Raw genomic sequence first — 17312 nt, 5'->3', positions numbered from 1 at the left:
TGCTTATTTAATCGTTTATTGTGCGCTGTTAGTATTGCTTCCAGTAAAATCTGCTGTAATGTCCCATGGCATATTTCCCGGTTTAAAAACTATAGTAATAGTAGTTGTTCCGTCTGACTTAACAGTACCACTTAAACTCGTACCGGTGATTGCCAGAATTTCTCCTGTAGTCTTTTGGGTGTCTGCTTCAAAGCTATCGATATTGAGTGAGTAACTACCGTCGTTTGCTTTAGTAACATTTACTCCCTTTACGGTGAACTTTTCAAAATAATTCATAGAACCACTTGTGTTATTGAAGCCGCTAATTGTAACATCTACTGTACTGCCTGTTGGGTTTTCGATGATAACTTTGCAATCCTCAGTAGATTCAGTGGTATTTCCTCCTGGAATAGTGACTGAAAGAGATAAATTAGTTTGGTATTTATAAGTATCTTTTATATAATAACCAACAGGAGTTTCTCCTTGTATGAAATCAATCTCCATTTTTCCCATAGGTACAGGAATATCAACATTGGCTTTCAAACTTAACACTTTAGAACCATCTACACTACCTTCTAATGTGTAGTCGTAGCTACCGCCTGTGCTGCCGCCCATAGACATGGCAACTTCACCGGAACCGCTGAAAGATTTATTAGAAGAAAGTTTTAAATTATTCAGAGTGAAATCTCCGGATCCGGATTTATATACCAAATTGATGGTACCATCTTCGTTGGCAGTGATTGTTGCAGTGGATTCATCCCCCAACAAATAATCAGAGAACATATTGCATGCGCCGACTGAATAACCTTTATAAGCTCCTGCTATTTCTTTGGCAAGATTAGATTCATCGTCGTCGTTGTCGCTACAAGAAACGAAAGTAGAAGAAAGAGATAGTGCCATAAGGGCAACCATCCAAAAGTTTAAGATTTTCATACTTAATTTTGATAGATAATGATTAATTAAATTTCCAACTGCAAAGTTACAGGGATATATATACAGGGGAAATACCTAAAAGAAATGAAAAAGTGAAAGGGCTTTAATTATAAGTAGGTATTGGGAGGAGTGGTTTAACTCGTTATTTTTGCAGTCTTTTACTAAATTGATGATTAAAAACTCAAAATAAGAAGAAAATGAAAGGTGGTTACAGTAGAAAAAGTGTATTGACAGGGATTACTTCTTTCCTGATTGTATTGTTTACTATGCCGTTGGGGCATGCATTAATGATTTTTATGGAGCATGTGCTCTCATCCACAGCTCTTCACTATGCGGCTTTCACGATGGGAGCAGCAGGTCTGGTGATGGTGATTATTGGAGTGTTTGCAAAAGGAGATACACGACAGACGTTATGGGGATTATTCGGAGGACTACTCTTCTGGACCGGATGGATAGAGTTTATCTACGTATATTATGCACATCGTTATGAAGTGCGACCATTGCTGAACGCTGCCGGTGAAGTCGTGACAAAACCGGAATATTTAATCATGCCTTCCTCCTTCGGCTTTTGGGTGATGTTTATGCTGATTTACATTTTCAGTATAAAAAGCGGATGCGACTTCTTTACCTATCTTCAAAAAGTCTTTTTCCGTAAGAGTACCACCACGATTGTAGTACGGCCGATGACACGTCATACCTCGATTGTTACTTTTATGGAGTTAAATCTCATCATGTGGACGAGCTATCTCGTGCTACTCTTCTGTTATGATGAGAATTTTGTCGGCGAGCATAGTCCTGTTACTGCTATAGTTGCTTTCGGCTGTCTGGCAGGTTCGTTTTTTATGTTTAAACGCCTGTTGAAAATCACTCAATGGGGATATGCCATGCGCTTTTCTATTGCTACGGTAGTAGTGTTCTGGACTTTTGTAGAAGTATTGGGACGCTGGAATATCTTTCATGAAATATGGGTAGAACCAATGGCATATACGACAGAGATGATTACGATACTTTTGGCTTTCTTTGTTCTGTTGGCATTTCTGTTCTACCAGTCTGCTAAAAAGAAGAATAGTCATAACTAAAATATAGAATCAGAAATTATGTTAGAAAAACGATTGCTCGGAGAAGGAATACATATACGTTATATGGTAGACCGGAACAAATTTCTGGAAAAACTTGCCAGCCGTTAATACTGCCAAAAGCGGAAAGGGATGAACTAATCTCCTGATAAGATGTTTTTTATATAATTAGATATAATAACAATATATATAATGGAACCTCATCATCACGAACATAGTCATCGTTTGACATCGCTCAATAAAGCTTTTATCATAGGTATTGCTCTGAATATTACTTTTGTCATAGTAGAATTCGGAGTAGGATTTTATTATAATTCTTTGGGGTTACTTTCCGATGCCGGGCATAATTTGGGTGATGTAGCCAGTCTGGTGCTTGCCATGTTAGCTTTCCGGTTGGAGAAAGTTCACCCTAATAGTCGTTACACGTATGGATATAAGAAGAGTACGATACTTGTTTCTTTATTAAATGCAGTTATACTGTTGGTTGCTGTTGGCATTATTATTGCCGAGAGCATAGACAAATTATTTCATCCGGTTTCGGTTGATGGTTCCGCTATCGCATGGACAGCTGGGGTGGGAGTGGTCATCAATGCGCTTACTGCATGGCTTTTCATGAAAGATAAAGATAAGGACCTGAATGTGAAAGGAGCCTACTTGCACATGGCAGCAGATACACTGGTATCTGTCGGTGTAGTTGCTTCCGGTATTATTATTACGTATACGGGATGGAGTATCATTGACCCGATTATCGGACTTGGCATTGCTGTTATTATTATTGTCTCTACCTGGGGATTGCTTCACGATAGCCTCCGGTTGTCATTGGATGGAGTGCCGGTGGGGATAGATGCTCAAAAGATACAGCAACTTATCATGGAACAGCCCGGTGTGGAGAATTGTCATCATCTACATATCTGGGCATTGAGCACAACGGAAACTGCCCTGACAGCCCATGTTGTCATTGATGACGTAGAGAGAATGGAAGAGATAAAATGTTCAATTAAAAATAAGTTGGAAGAAGCGGATATTCATCATGTGACACTCGAATTTGAAGATAAAAGTATCTCTTGTGAAACTAAAAATAACTGTTATTAGGTATTACTAAGAAATAATATAGCAATTTGTTGCGATTGTCCGGGCCGCATTAAGTATTTAATTTTGCGGTCCGGATAATTGTTTATAACAAAACGCTAAAATGAGAGCATTTATTATTTCTTTTTTTGTAGTTATTTTCATTTCTGCCATTAGTTTTCAAGCTACCTATGCCCAACAAAAAGACATTGTGCTGACCGGTATGGTCACAGATCATCAGGGAGAACCGCTTCCTGGCGCTACGGTTCGTATTGGAAATACTCAATTTGGTACGGTGACTGATGCTAACGGACGCTATCAGTTGCGTGGAAGATGGAAAAAAGGAGACATGATTATCTTCTCCTTTATCGGAATGAAAGATGTCCGTGAAAAGTATACGGGACAGAATATACAGGATGCAGCTATGCAGCAGGATGCCAAATCATTGGATGAGGTGGTCGTGGTGGCACGGCAGAATATCAATGAGTTGGATATTCGTGCAAAATCCGGTGTAGTGCAGAATGTAGATATGGGACGTCTGAATAGCAAACCTATGATTGATATGTCGTTAGCATTGCAAGGAAGTGTTCCCGGACTGATTGTTACCAATACAGGTGATTTGGGCTCGAAGCCGGAAATTCGTATTCGTGGAAACTCGTCTTTTCGCGAAGGGGATGCTGCGAATGAACCACTATATGTAATGGACGGACAGGTAATCTCATCCGATGCCTTTATGACCCTTAACCCGGCGGACATTAAAGAAATAAAGGTGTTGAAAGATGCTGTGGCATGTGCCTTGTATGGTATCAAAGCCGCCAATGGAGTAATAGAAATCACTTCCTTGCGCGGGAATCCCGATGGACGTACAACTACCAGTTACAGTTTCAATATGGGTATTACTACTCGTGGACGCAGGGGAGTCGAGATGATGGATACGGACGAGAAACTGGAACTGGAGCGCCGATTACAAAATCGTTCTACTCCCGGTTATCGGTACAGTGAGGATTACTATAGGAAGTATTTCGCCAATGATCCGAATTTGAACCAAATGATAGCCGAAGGGCAGGGAATACTCGATTCTTTGCGCACCATTCATACTGACTGGTTCGACGAACTGATTCATTTAAATACCTATCAACGTCATAATCTGAGTGTCAGAGGCGGATCGGAAAAAACGTCTTATTATGTATCTGCCAATTATGCCCAGCAAGGAGGACGTGTGCCGGGGAATGATACACATCGTTTTACTGCCACTATGAGCCTTGACCAGCAACTGGGTAGGGTGGGATATTTATCATTAAGTGCCAATGCGGGATATTCTGAAACAGATACGCCGAATGGAAGTTCATATTCTCCTACCGATTTGATCTATCAACTCAATCCTTATGAAACAAAGACGGGAAAATTAGTTTCTTTTTCTAATGAAACTTCAGATTACACTTATAATGATTTGCTAAGTCAGTACAACAGTAAATCGACAGACAAACGCGGTGGAGTAAGTGGGAGTTTGAATTTGGAACCTCTGAAAGGATTGAGTATCGATGCTGTAGCAGGTATTGATATGCTTTTGAATGAAGGCATGACGCTGGTGCCTTCTACTTCTATCAGCGAACGAAACAGCGGGGTGGATGAAGCAGAGCGTGGAAAGCTCTCCAAAGAGAAAAACGTGACAACGAATGTTTCATCGAATGTCCGCATCACTTATAACAAGATATTTGCGGAGAAACATGATTTTACTATTGGCGGGAATATGGATTATTATATGACGGATGCGGATAATGTTTCTATTACAGGATATGGAGTGGGTACGCAAATGTCACCATCCGCTATCAACCAGTCTATTTCCGGTAATAGAAAACCTGTGGTCGGTTCTTATAAGGAAAAGACTGCCCAACTGGGAGTGGGGCTGGTGATGGGATATAGTTTTGATAATACTTACGATCTTTTCGCAACCTACAAAGCGGACGCTTCTTCTATCCTTCCTGAATCCAAACGTTGGAATGCCGCATGGGCTATCGGTTTGGGATGGACGATCAGCCAGTATCCTTTTCTGAAAGATAATAATGTAATCTCCCGCTTGAACTTGAAGGCTTCTTACGGGCGAATGGCTAATTTGGCGGGAGTGTCTGCTTCATCAACGATTGGTACTTTTTCTTATTCGACTGATTATTATGGAAATGCACGTCTCCTGCAGTTACTCGCACTTTATAATACCGATCTGAAAGCGGAGCAGACAGCATCTACGGATATTAGTTTGTCGGTTGAACTATTCAAACGTCTGACTTTGGACGCCAACATTTACCGGCGTGAGACAAGCGATGCTTTGCTTGATGTTCCGGTTCCGTTGTCTAATGGATTCAGCACGATGAAACGCAATATTGGCGTGCTGCGCAATGAAGGCTACGAATTGAGCGCTTCCCTGAAAGTACTTGATACTTCTGATTGGCGTCTTTCGCTACGCGGATCACTGGCGTACAATCGTAATAAGGTAGTCGATTTATATTATGCCGATCGCTTATATGCAAGTGAAGAAGCTATTATTCCTGATTATGAGATAGGAAAATCGTATGATATGATTTATGGATTGAAGTCGTTGGGGATTAACCCGATTACAGGCCTTCCCGTATTTCAGGGAGCAGACGGGCGCGAAATACCAGCCACGGAAAATCCGTCGAAAGAGAACATTGTAGCTTTGGGTCATGCGACCCCTCCTTACAGTGGTATATTCAATTTAAGTTTTTCTTATCGTGATTTTGATTTGGATATGGATTTCTATTATGTATTTGGCGGAGTTAAATCTTATAGTTATTCATACGTCCGCTCTTCCGATGACGCTAATAAAAATGCCATAAAAGGGCAATTGCGGAATATGTGGTTTGAGAAAGGAGATGAAGGAAAGACGTACCATTCTCCTTTTTACAGTTCTTCGGCTATCGCCTCACTGGATTATCCGAATACGGAAACTGTTGGAAAGAGTGATTATCTGAAACTGTCAATGGTGTCATTGCGTTATCGTGTTCCGCACACATTTCTGGAGAAGAACTGTAATTTCATTAAATATGCCAACGTTGCTTTCCAGGCATCCAATCTGTTTATGATTACTCCTTATAAGGAATCTGATCCGGAAACAGGTTCGTTGGCGGGTACGATGCAGCCAGTGTTAACCATTAATTTGAGTTTGACTTTCTAAACATGGATGGATATGATGATTGTAAAAATGATAAATAAAAGTCGGATCAAAACTGTGATAGGCAGTCTTTTCCTGACACTTTGTTTCACTGCCTGCTCATTGAATATTCCGTATGAAAATCAGTTTTCGGATCCGGATGCCATAACAACGCCGAATACTGCCCGTGAGTTGTTGGCTACTGCTTACAAGCAGTTGCCAAGTCCGGAATTTGACTTATCGGTATTAGGCGATGATTTTGAAACAACTTCCTGGATTTCCCGGGATGCGAGTTTGAATAATCTTTATAAATGGCAGACGCAACCCATAGAAGATCTCGCCGTTTCCATCTGGTCTGACTATTATGCGGCGGTAGCTATAGCGAATGCAGTGTTGGAACGTGTAGATGGCATATCGGTATCTACAACTGAAGAGACGAAAGAACTGCAAGCAGTGGTGAGCGAAGCGAAATTGTTGAAAGCTTATTGCTACTTCAATCTTCTCCGGCTTTTTGCACCGGATTATGAAGACGGGCCGGAAAAGGATGGAATCATATTGAAGGATCAGCTGGAATTGGAATTTCTGTATCGGTCGAGCATTGAGGAATGTGTGACTGCCATTCGTGAGTTGCTCAAGGAGGCCTTGACGGTGGAGAACAATCCTTCGGATGTTTATTGGTTTTCACAGTATAGCGGTTATTATATGTGGGCGGAATTGGAACTGTATGCTCATAATTATGAGCAGGCGGCAGAGTATGCACAAAAGGTGATCGATGAAAAAGGCGGCTATGATGTGCTTGGTGAAACGGTGTATGCTACATTGTGGAGCAATTCGTCCTGTGCAGAACGGGTGTTTTCTTTGTTTACAAACAGCAGCTATTATACCGGTATAAATTATGATACACATAAAGGGGATTACATGACAGTGAATAGTTCCCTGATAACCTTGTATGCTGATGGAGATATTCGTTCGGGAGCATCTGTATTTACCAAAGAAATGACGGATGATGCATTGGGCAACACGACGATGGAGAATTGTTTGGGTAAATATAATAAAATGAACTGGGAGAAGATAGAGCCGCAATATATCAATAAATATCGTGTGGCTGGTGCCTGTTTTATTCTGGCGGAAGCATACTGTCGTGACGGAAAGGGGCACGATGGACAAGCTGTCGGGGTGATGAACCGGTATTTGGAACAGCGTAATGCCACTTTGTTGGATACGCAGTTGTCCGGCGAGCCTCTTCTAAAGGCTATCTTTCAAGAAAAATGGAAAGAGTTTGTAGGAGAGGGGGAACGCTATTTTGATTTGAAGCGATGTCGTAAGGGAGTACTGTCCGATTGGAATACTTCCGGTACGATGGCAACAGACAAACGTGTTCAGGCGGATGATTACCGTTGGACTTTCCCCATTCCGAGAGGAGAATATCTGTATAATGAGAATGTATCACAGAATGAAGGTTGGACAAAAATAGAGAACTGATAATTTTAATTATAAACGAATCAATAAAATGAAAAAAGAAATGAAGAAACTGTTTGTTTATACAATGGGAATGTTCCTGTTGTCTCTTGTCACATCGTGTGGAGATGATAAAGAAGATACTGGGTATACAGGCGTTAATAAGATTTATTTATCTGCAGAAAATCCGGTGATTGAAGAAGCGGAAGCAACTCCCCTGACGGTAAATGTCGATCTTACTACAGCTTGTGAGCAGGATGTTACACTTAATTTTGAGGTATTGGATGACGAAGCCGGTATTTTAAAACTGGTAAATAATCCGGTGACTATTCAGGCCGGTCAGAAGAAAGCGACTTTTCAAGTTGTATCCAATCAGAAAAATCTGTTGGCTGTAGATACTTATTTTCAGATTGGCATTTCTACTATTCCTGTAGAGAATATGGCTTTGAATGCAGTGTTAAGTGTGCGTGTGAAACCCGATCCGCAAATACCGGAACTTTCCGAGGAACAATTGGCATTGATTGAAGGCTATAAAACTAAATATAACATTGATTTGACAGACTGGCTGGGAATCGTTTCTTGTCACACAGTGGTAAATAGTCCTGCAGATGGATATTTAACTCCTTTTGTTCAAGCGTTCACAAAAGAATACGACGGGAAAACAATTATTACTTTGAGTGAGGAGGCTACGGCTGAAATGCCTGTGTTGAAAATGGTGGACAACCCGATGGGATTAACCGAATATCTATATTGGGTATTTCGTGCCGAAACGGTCGAAGACTCCGAGTATTGGACAGAGTCACCGGCATCACAGACCTTGATGGAACAGATTAATTGGAATAAAGATACCAATGAAAGCTTCTCCGCATCATTGAACGGTATAAAACTTAAAGATATTACTTCTTCTACTGCCACTGTAGACTATATAGGAGAAGGAACAGACTCTTATGGTGATCCGATAAAAGCAGTTCCGTTCTCATATACTTTTAGTGCATGGACCCGGCAACAAGAATTGATGAAAACAGATCCAACTGCTCAAGAAATCTATGAACAGGGGGGAAGGGCAGAACCCGATTATTATTTGTGCAATACAGGTATTGACGAAGATGGTTGGGAAGATCCGGAAAATTTTGAAGAGTCTACCGGTAGTATTGATTTTACTGCTAAAAAGATGACCTTTAAATTTTTGATAGACCACATGAATGCCGGTGGATATACCCATGTAACAGTGACCTATGAGAAGAAATAATAAGAACTTGTATAAGTATGTTTCCATAGCAGCTATTTTAATAGCTGCTATGTGTGTGTATATACCTGGGTATGCGCAATCTGCTCCGATTTCTCTTCCAAAAGGAACTGTAGAGGGGTATTTGCCTAACGGACTGCATTATTTAATATTGAAAAACGCTGTTCCTGCTTCAAGGGTAGAGTTCCGTTTGATTATGCGTGTCGGTTCTGTTCAGGAAACGGAGAATCAGAAAGGATGTGCTCATTTCCTCGAACACATGGCATTTGGTGGAACCAGGCATTTTCCCAAACGTTCATTGGTGAGTTATCTGGAATCTAAGGGAGTGAAATACGGAATTGATATCAATGCTTTCACAGGCTACGATCGTACCATTTATATGTTTGCTGTCCCCACAGATCATGGGCAGGAGGCTGTTGTTGACAGTTCGTTGTTGATTATACGTGACTGGCTCGACGGAATATCTTTTCTTCCGGAGAAAGTGGAGAATGAGAAAGGAATCATTCTGGAGGAATTGAGAAGTTATGATCTCAATGATGAATTCTATCAGTTGAAGATTGGACAGGGTGTTTTTGGAAACCATATCCCTTTGGGTACTGCCGATGATATTTGTAAAGTGACCCCTCAAGTACTCAAAGAATATTATAATAAATGGTATACTCCTTCACTGGCTACATTAGTGGTAGTGGGAGATATTTCTCCCAATGAGATAGAGGCTAAGATAAAAGCAGGTTTCTCTTCATTAAAGAAACGTGTGGCTAAAGATTTTCGCATTTATCCGTTGGAGTATGCAAAAGGTATTCAAATATCGGAAGTCAGAGATTCGTTGCGTAACCATACGAAAGTGGAGTTGATGATTCCTCATCCTTGTGTGGTTGAACGCACTATAAACGATGCTGTCAAGAAAGAAACCGGACGTCTACTGCTTCGGGCAATAACACAACGTTTTCGGGGACGTCACATCAAAGCGGATCTATCTGATTCCTGGTATTTGAGCGATAAGAATCATTTGGTATTGGCAGTAGAGGGAAACGACAGGAGCGAAATACTAAGTACTATAACTACTGCCGTAGCCGAATTAAACTGTTTGATTCGTGAAGGATGGGACAAGGAGGAACTGGCAGATGTCCGTACACAATTCTGCAATCAGCTAGCTGAAGGCAATCCTGACGATGCGCGTTCTTCTATTTATTTCTGTGATGATTTTACTGATTATGTAATATCAGGTGATCGTTATATGACTGCCCCGGCGGAGCGGAAGCAATTGAAAGAAGCCATGTTGCATGTGCAAAATAACGATTTGCAATTACTGCTGAAAGAATGGCTTACTTATCAGAAGCAAGCTATGCTTGTTGCCTGTAATTCTCATCCGGGGTTGGGGATGCCATTGACAAAACAGGAAATAGCAGAAGCGTGGGCAGAAGGTGAACGGGCAGAATGTATACCTTATACTTATGTTCGCCAGGAAGAAAAAGAGGAAGTGCCGGTAGAAACACCCGCTTGTTTGGCTATCCGTCCTCCTTTTGATGCTACGATGATTGCTCATATCAATGTCTATAATGAAATGGGGGTTAGGGAAGTAAAGCTGAAAAATGGTATTCGTTTAATAATGAAGCCCACACAGGATTCTGACAGCACCTTGTATCTGACTTCTTTCGCTCCCCTCGGCACTTCTTCCTTGTCCGACGAAGAATATCCTTTGTTAGAAGGTGTTGGAGGATATATCGATATGGGAGGTCTTGCGAAAGTAGATGGTCAAATTCTTTCAGAATATCTTTTTCAGAAAGAAATGTCAATCACTGTAGCCATGGAAAATCATTGGCATGGTTTTATGGGAATGTCTTCCACTGCTAATGCGCCGGAATTCTTCAACTTGATTTATGAGAAGATTTTTGATCCTGAACTGAAATACGAAGATTTTGAAGAGATACGTCAGGGATTGATGCAGAATGAAGGGAAAGAAACCATGTTGGAGAAAATGCTGAAAAGGGATTCAGGGCGTCAGTTGTCTGCCCGCATCAATGAATTGATGGGAGCATCTATTATGCGTCCATCTATTCGCTCTTTTGCAGAACGGTTGAACCTCGATTCCATAGCCGGATTTTATAAGAAATTGTATACACGTCCCGAAGGAACTACGTATGTTGTATGTGGTAGTTTCAATCCGGATTCGCTCATGCGCCAGTTTGTGTCTGTATTCGGAAGAATTCCGGTTTCAGGAAATACGGTGCAATACTCTTATCCTAGTTTTGAACTACCGGATAAAACCCTTATAGAGGGATTTCCTAATGATAACGAGACACAGACCTTGTTTGATTATTTACTTTACGGTCATTACCAGCCTTGCCAAAAGAACACACTCATGTTGAAATTGATGCGAGATGTAATTCGTAACCGCCTGATTTCAGTCTTGCGTGAGCGGGAGTCATTGGTCTATTCTCCTTATATTTCATTGTTTTATGAGGGAATCCCGTGGGGTACATTCTACTTTGACATAAATGCTTCTGCCGATAACCGGAATATGGGGCAGATAGACCGTTTGTTGAAAGAAATTCTTCAGAGGCTGGAGGAAGAAGAAGTAGATATACAGGAATTACAAACCATCAAGCGCTCTTTCCTCTTGGCAAAACGTGAAGCATTGAATGAAAAATCACCGGTGGCATGGCGTACCACGCTGGTCGGATTACTTAAAAATGGGGAATCATTAGCTGATTTTGAACAATACGAACAATGTCTTGATGAGATAACTCCGGTTGAGTTGCGTAAAGCTTTCAAAGAATGGATTGACTTGGATAATTATGTGCTATTATATTTGAGTAATAATAAATTAAAGAATGAAACAACAAATGATTAAGCGTTTATTAGTTGTATTTTGGGGGTGTTTTTGCCTGCAAATGGTTACCTGTGCACAGGTAGGAGTGGACAAGCCTGCCTACGTGTTATATGATAATGCGGGGAAAGCAATTACTTACAGCCAGTTGATAAAGCAACTGGAGAAGTATGATGTCGTTTTCTTAGGAGAGATGCATAATTGTCCTATCACTCACTGGCTGGAGTTTGAAATAACCCGTTCCCTTTACCATATTCATAAGGACAAACTGATGTTGGGAGAAGAAATGATGGAGAGCGATAACCAACTGATCCTGAATGAATATTTGCAGCGTAAAATTTCTTACGATCGTTTTGAAGAAGAGGCTCGTTTGTGGCCTAATTATAGTACGGATTATTCTCCGGTAGTCTATTTTGCTAAAGAGAATAAGATTCCGTTTATCGCCACAAATGTACCCCGCCGTTATGCCAATGCAGTGAAAAACGGGGGACTTGAAGTGCTGGATTCACTGTCAGATGAGGCTAAAAGATACATTGCCCCTTTGCCCATTTCTTTCAATTATGATGAAAAGGAGAGTGAGGCAGCTTTTAGCATGATGAATATGATGGGAGGACAAAAATCCGGAGATAATTATAAGTTGGCACAGGCACAGGCTGTAAAGGATGCTACAATGGGGTGGTTTATAGCTCACAATATGAAAGACAAATTTCTGCATATTAATGGAAGCTATCATTCCGACTGGAAAGGTGGGATTATTCCCTATCTGCTTCAATATCGTCCCGGGACAAGCGTTGTGACGGTTACTTCCGTACGTCAGGAAAACACGGATAAACTGGATGAAGAAAATAAAGGTCGTGCGGATTTCTATATCTGTGTCTCGGAAGATATGGTAACCAGTTATTAAGAAAGTAAAAGAATCAGGTTAGTAAAACTCATAAAAGTCTCCATGATGCTGTGCGTCTGGAGACTTTTTTGTACCTTCGCGCCCTTAAACTAACTAACCTTTATTTTTATGTTTACTGACTTATTGCATTCCTCTTATTTTTCCCTTTTCCTGATTGTCGCATTGGGGTTTATGCTGGGAAGAATAAAAATCAGAGGATTATCTCTCGATGTGTCGGCAGTTATTTTCATTGCCCTTCTTTTCGGGCATTTTGGTGTTATCATTCCTAAAGAATTAGGAAACTTCGGTTTGGTGCTCTTCATTTTTACCATCGGTATTCAGGCTGGGCCCGGATTCTTCGATTCTTTCCGCAGTAAAGGAAAGACGCTCATTCTCATTACTATGCTTATTATTTGTTCCGCCTGCCTGACCGCAGTCGGATTGAAGTACGCATTTGATATTGACACACCGAGTATTGTCGGTCTGATTGCCGGTGCGTTGACCAGTACGCCGGGTCTGGCGGTTGCTATCGACAGTACCAATTCTCCTTTGGCATCCATTGCTTACGGTATCGCATATCCGTTTGGAGTGATCGGTGTGATTCTGTTTGTCAAGCTGTTACCTAAAATTATGCGGGTGGATTTAGATAAAGAAGCCCGTCGTTTGGAAATAGAACGTCGCGGACAATTCCCGGAATTGACTACTTGTATTTATCGTGTTACCAATTCGAATGTGTTTGATCGCAGCCTGATGCAAATTAATGCGCGTGGTATGACGGGTGCCGTTATTTCCCGTCTGAAACACAATGATGAGATATCCATTCCTACAGCTCATACAGTGTTGCGTGAAGGAGACTATATACAAGCCGTAGGTAGCGAAGAAGCGCTGGATCAGCTTGCTGTACTGGTAGGTAAGAGAGAAGAAGGTGAACTGCCTTTGGATAAAACGCAGGAAATAGAATCTTTGCTGTTGACCAAAAAGGATATGATAAATAAACAACTGGGGGATTTGAACTTACAGAAGAACTTTGGCTGCACGGTTACCCGCATTCGTCGAAGCGGTATTGATTTGTCTCCGTCTCCCGATCTTGCTTTAAAATTTGGTGATAAGTTGATGGTGGTCGGTGAGAAAGAGGGGATTAGAGGAGTAGCCCGCCTGTTGGGGAACAATGCGAAGAAACTGTCCGATACGGACTTCTTCCCTATTGCGATGGGGATTGTATTGGGAGTGCTGTTCGGCAAAATAAATATATCTTTCTCTGATAGTCTGTCATTCTCTCCGGGATTGACCGGCGGAGTGCTGATGGTAGCTCTTGTGTTAAGTGCGATTGGCAAGACAGGACCTATTATCTGGTCTATGTCCGGACCTGCTAATCAGTTGTTGCGCCAGTTGGGTCTGCTTCTTTTTCTTGCCGAAGTAGGAACTTCTGCCGGTAAGAATCTGGTAGCCACTTTTCAGGAAAGCGGATTGCTGATGTTCGGAGTGGGGGCTGCCATCACATTAGTGCCGATGCTTGTTGCAGCCGTTGTAGGACGTCTGGTATTTAAAATCAGCCTGCTCGATTTGTTGGGGACTATTACGGGCGGTATGACGAGTACTCCGGGACTTGCTGCTGCCGATTCAATGGTAGACAGTAACATACCGAGCGTAGCTTATGCAACAGTTTATCCGATTGCTATGGTATTCCTGATTCTGTTTATTCAAATCATAGCTTCGGCGGTATATTAACAAAATTTTGTATAATCATTGATTGTTAAATAAATAGTTCGTATCTTTGCCGCCTCAAAGAAAAAATGAGGTGAAACGATTGTTATTGAATATTACACGCTACTTCTTACCGATACTGTTTGTGTCGTATCTGGTAAGCTTTACATTCTTTGCCCACGTGCATGTGGTCAATGGCGTGACAATCGTCCATTCACACCCGTTTAAGAAAGGGGCGGCACATAAACACTCTACAGTCGAACTGCTGCAGATTCATTTTCTGTCTCACTTGACGGCAGACGGTGCAGCTATTGTTTTTGCTCTTTCCCTTTTTATTCCTTTCTTATTGTGTTTTCTGCTCGGACGTTCGCAATATGCTCACTATCACTGTCCGTATCATGGGGTAGTGGGACTTAGAGCACCTCCGGTTATTCGTTTCTCCGTTCTTTGAATGATGATACCGTACCTTGCATGAGGTAGGGCATTGTCTGTCTATCCATGTGAATACTTATCGAAAATGAATAACAAACGAAAAATGAAGAAATATATCTTTTCGCTTGTCTGCCTGTGCTGCGCATTGTTGCCTGCCCTTGAAGGACAAGCTCATGAATATCCGGATCATCCCGAATTACGTAAGTCAGATGCCAATATCATTGGTCATATTCTTGATAAAAACACAAAAGAGCACTTGCCCTATATTACAGTCGCCCTGAAAGGTACTACCATCGGAACAGTGACCGATGCTACCGGGCACTATTTCTTGAAAAATCTTCCCGAAGGCAATTTTGTGCTTGAGGTTAGTTCGGTGGGCTATAAAACTGTCAGACGAAATGTGACGCTGAAGAAAGGACGTACATTGGAAGAAGATTTTGAAATAGAAGAAGACGCAGTTGCTTTGGATGGCGTAGTAGTATCTGCCAATCGTAATGAAACCACCCGCCGGCTGGCTCCGACACTGGTGAATGTAGTAGATTTGAAAATTTTTGAGAATACCAACTCTACGACTTTGGCGCAGGGGTTGAGCTTTCAGCCAGGCGTCCGTGTAGAGTCCAATTGTCAGAATTGCGGTTTCCAGCAGGTGCGTATCAATGGACTGGATGGTCCTTATACGCAAATCCTGCTCGATTCCCGTCCCATTTTTAGTGCACTCTCCGGTGTATATGGTATCGAACAGATTCCTGCCAGCATGATAGAACGTGTGGAAGTGATGCGTGGAGGCGGTTCGGCCTTATTCGGTTCATCTGCCATTGCCGGTACAATAAATATCATTACTAAAGAGCCGATACGCAACTCCGGTATGTTATCCCATACAATTACGGGAATTGGCGATGGAGACGCTTTTGATAACAGTACGGCATTAAACGCATCTCTTGTGACGGATAATCAACGTGCCGGTTTGTATATCTTCGGTCAGAACCGCCATCGCTCTGCGTATGACTATGATGGAGACGGATATTCCGAGATTCCTAAGTTGCATGGTCAGACAATCGGTTTCCGTTCATTCCTGAAAACAACGACTTATTCGAAACTGACTTTTGAATATCACCATATGGAAGAATTTCGTAGGGGAGGAGACTTGTTGAACCGCCCGCCCCACGAAGCGAATGTGGCGGAGCAGACCGAACACTCGATCAATGGCGGAGGACTGAAGTTTGATTATTTCTCACCTGACGAGAAACATCGTTTCAATGTGTTTGCATCCGCGCAGCATATCAATCGTGACAGCTATTATGGTGGCGGACAAGATCTGAATGCTTACGGAAACACCACCGACCTGAACTGGATGGCAGGATCGCAATATGTTTATAGTTTCGCAAAATGTATCTTCATGCCTTCCGACCTGACTGCCGGAATAGAATTCAATCAGGATAAACTGGAAGATAATATGTGGGGATATAATCGTACGGTAGACCAAAAAGTGAATATCGGTAGTGCCTTTCTTCAGAATGAATGGAAGAATGAGCACTGGGGATTCCTTATTGGCGGTCGTTTGGACAAGCATAATCTGATTGACCATGTGATATTCAGTCCGCGTGCCAATCTGCGTTATAATCCGACAGAGAATATCAATCTTCGTTTCAGTTACTCATCCGGTTTCCGTGCTCCGCAGGCCTTCGACGAAGATTTGCACGTGGAGAATGTAGGCGGTAATGTGGCGATGGTTGAACTGGCGGACAATCTGAAAGAAGAAAGATCACAGAGCTTGAGTGCTTCGGCAGATATTTATCACCGTTTTGGCGCGTTTCAGGTTAACTTTCTGGTAGAAGGATTCTATACAAAGCTGTCAGATGTATTTGCCCTTACCGACGGAGAGACAGTGGACGGAATCCTGACACGTACACGCTACAATGCACCGGGAGCCCGTGTGATGGGATTGACATTAGAAGGAAAGATGGCATATCTGACTAAATTCCAGCTTCAGGCAGGAGTCACTTTGCAGCAGAGCCATTACAGCGAACCGCACGTATGGAACCCAGACGCTCCAGCTGTGAAGAAAATGATGCGTACACCGAATACTTACGGTTACTTTACAGCAACCTATACCCCGATAAAACCATTATCTATCGCTCTTTCCGGTACATATACCGGTTCGATGCTGGTTCCCCACGAACCTGTGCCGGGATTCCTTGAAAACCCGATAACGGTGAATACCAAAGACTTCTTTGACATCGGTTTGAAGGCTGCCTATGATTTCAAACTTTACAAGTCGATGAACTTGCAGGTGAATGCCGGTATACAGAATATTTTCAATGCTTACCAGAATGACTTCGATAAAGGAGCCGACCGTGACTCCGGTTATATCTATGGTCCGTCGTTGCCGAGAAGTTTCTTTGCAGGGGTGAAGATAAGTTATTAAGATTCGGTTAAGATTTAAAATCGTTATAAATAGGGATTGTTTTGTATAGAGACAATCCCTATCTTTGCAAAAAACAAACTGAACTCTGACTTTACTGCACGGAATAGATGTG

11 protein-coding genes are annotated in these 17312 nt (G+C 42.0%); 10 read left to right on the top strand and 1 reads right to left on the bottom strand.

Annotation, left to right across the window (positions count from 1 at the left end; all coding sequences use genetic code 11):
- Window positions 1-15: 15 nt before the first annotated feature.
- Window positions 16-891 (bottom strand): calycin-like domain-containing protein, encoded by an 876-nt coding sequence (locus AB3G73_RS06900; protein WP_367745420.1) that lies wholly within the window; start codon window positions 889-891, stop codon window positions 16-18.
- Window positions 892-1109: 218 nt separating this feature from the next.
- Here AB3G73_RS06900 and AB3G73_RS06895 point away from each other — a divergent pair, with 218 nt between their 5' ends.
- The 10 genes from AB3G73_RS06895 to AB3G73_RS06850 all read left to right on the top strand — a co-directional run bounded on the left by AB3G73_RS06895 (window position 1110) and on the right by AB3G73_RS06850 (window position 17200).
- Complete coding sequence (locus tag AB3G73_RS06895) at window positions 1110-1991, top strand: hypothetical protein (RefSeq protein ID WP_367743975.1); 882 nt, start codon at window positions 1110-1112, stop codon at window positions 1989-1991.
- Window positions 1992-2180: 189 nt separating this feature from the next.
- Window positions 2181-3080, top strand: a complete 900-nt coding sequence (locus tag AB3G73_RS06890) for a cation diffusion facilitator family transporter (protein WP_148367623.1) — start codon at window positions 2181-2183, stop codon at window positions 3078-3080.
- A gap of 100 nt (window positions 3081-3180) precedes the next feature.
- A complete protein-coding gene (locus AB3G73_RS06885) occupies window positions 3181-6246 on the top strand; it encodes a SusC/RagA family TonB-linked outer membrane protein (protein WP_234133657.1) in 3066 nt (1021 codons plus the stop codon).
- Window positions 6247-6258: 12 nt separating this feature from the next.
- Window positions 6259-7704: a RagB/SusD family nutrient uptake outer membrane protein gene (locus AB3G73_RS06880; RefSeq protein ID WP_195649951.1), complete on the top strand. Its 1446-nt coding sequence runs from the start codon at window positions 6259-6261 to the stop codon at window positions 7702-7704.
- A 28-nt stretch (window positions 7705-7732) separates the two neighbouring features.
- Complete coding sequence (locus AB3G73_RS06875; protein WP_148367626.1) at window positions 7733-8929, top strand: DUF4929 family protein; 1197 nt, start codon at window positions 7733-7735, stop codon at window positions 8927-8929.
- A complete protein-coding gene (locus AB3G73_RS06870) occupies window positions 8916-11780 on the top strand; it encodes a M16 family metallopeptidase (RefSeq protein WP_367743965.1) in 2865 nt (954 codons plus the stop codon). Before AB3G73_RS06875 ends, AB3G73_RS06870 begins: the two co-directional genes overlap by 14 nt.
- Before the next feature lie 40 nt (window positions 11781-11820).
- On the top strand, window positions 11821-12660 hold the full coding sequence (locus tag AB3G73_RS06865) for a ChaN family lipoprotein (RefSeq protein WP_367745419.1): 840 nt from the start codon (window positions 11821-11823) through the stop codon (window positions 12658-12660).
- A 108-nt stretch (window positions 12661-12768) separates the two neighbouring features.
- A complete protein-coding gene (locus AB3G73_RS06860) occupies window positions 12769-14367 on the top strand; it encodes an aspartate:alanine exchanger family transporter (protein WP_148367629.1) in 1599 nt (532 codons plus the stop codon).
- 46 nt (window positions 14368-14413) lie between these two features.
- Window positions 14414-14794, top strand: coding sequence for a hypothetical protein (locus AB3G73_RS06855; RefSeq protein ID WP_148367630.1), 381 nt, complete (start codon window positions 14414-14416; stop codon window positions 14792-14794).
- Window positions 14795-14878: 84 nt separating this feature from the next.
- The gene (locus AB3G73_RS06850; protein WP_148367631.1) at window positions 14879-17200 is read left to right on the top strand and encodes a TonB-dependent receptor; all 2322 of its coding nucleotides are present in this window, start codon (window positions 14879-14881) and stop codon (window positions 17198-17200) included.
- The last annotated feature ends 112 nt before the right edge of the window (window positions 17201-17312 follow it).

The organism is Bacteroides sp. L008 (genome assembly GCF_040812255.1).
Classification (GTDB): domain Bacteria; phylum Bacteroidota; class Bacteroidia; order Bacteroidales; family Bacteroidaceae; genus Bacteroides; species Bacteroides vicugnae.
The sequence above is the reverse complement of the archived record's forward strand: the minus strand, read 5'-3'. Positions and strand labels throughout refer to the sequence as shown.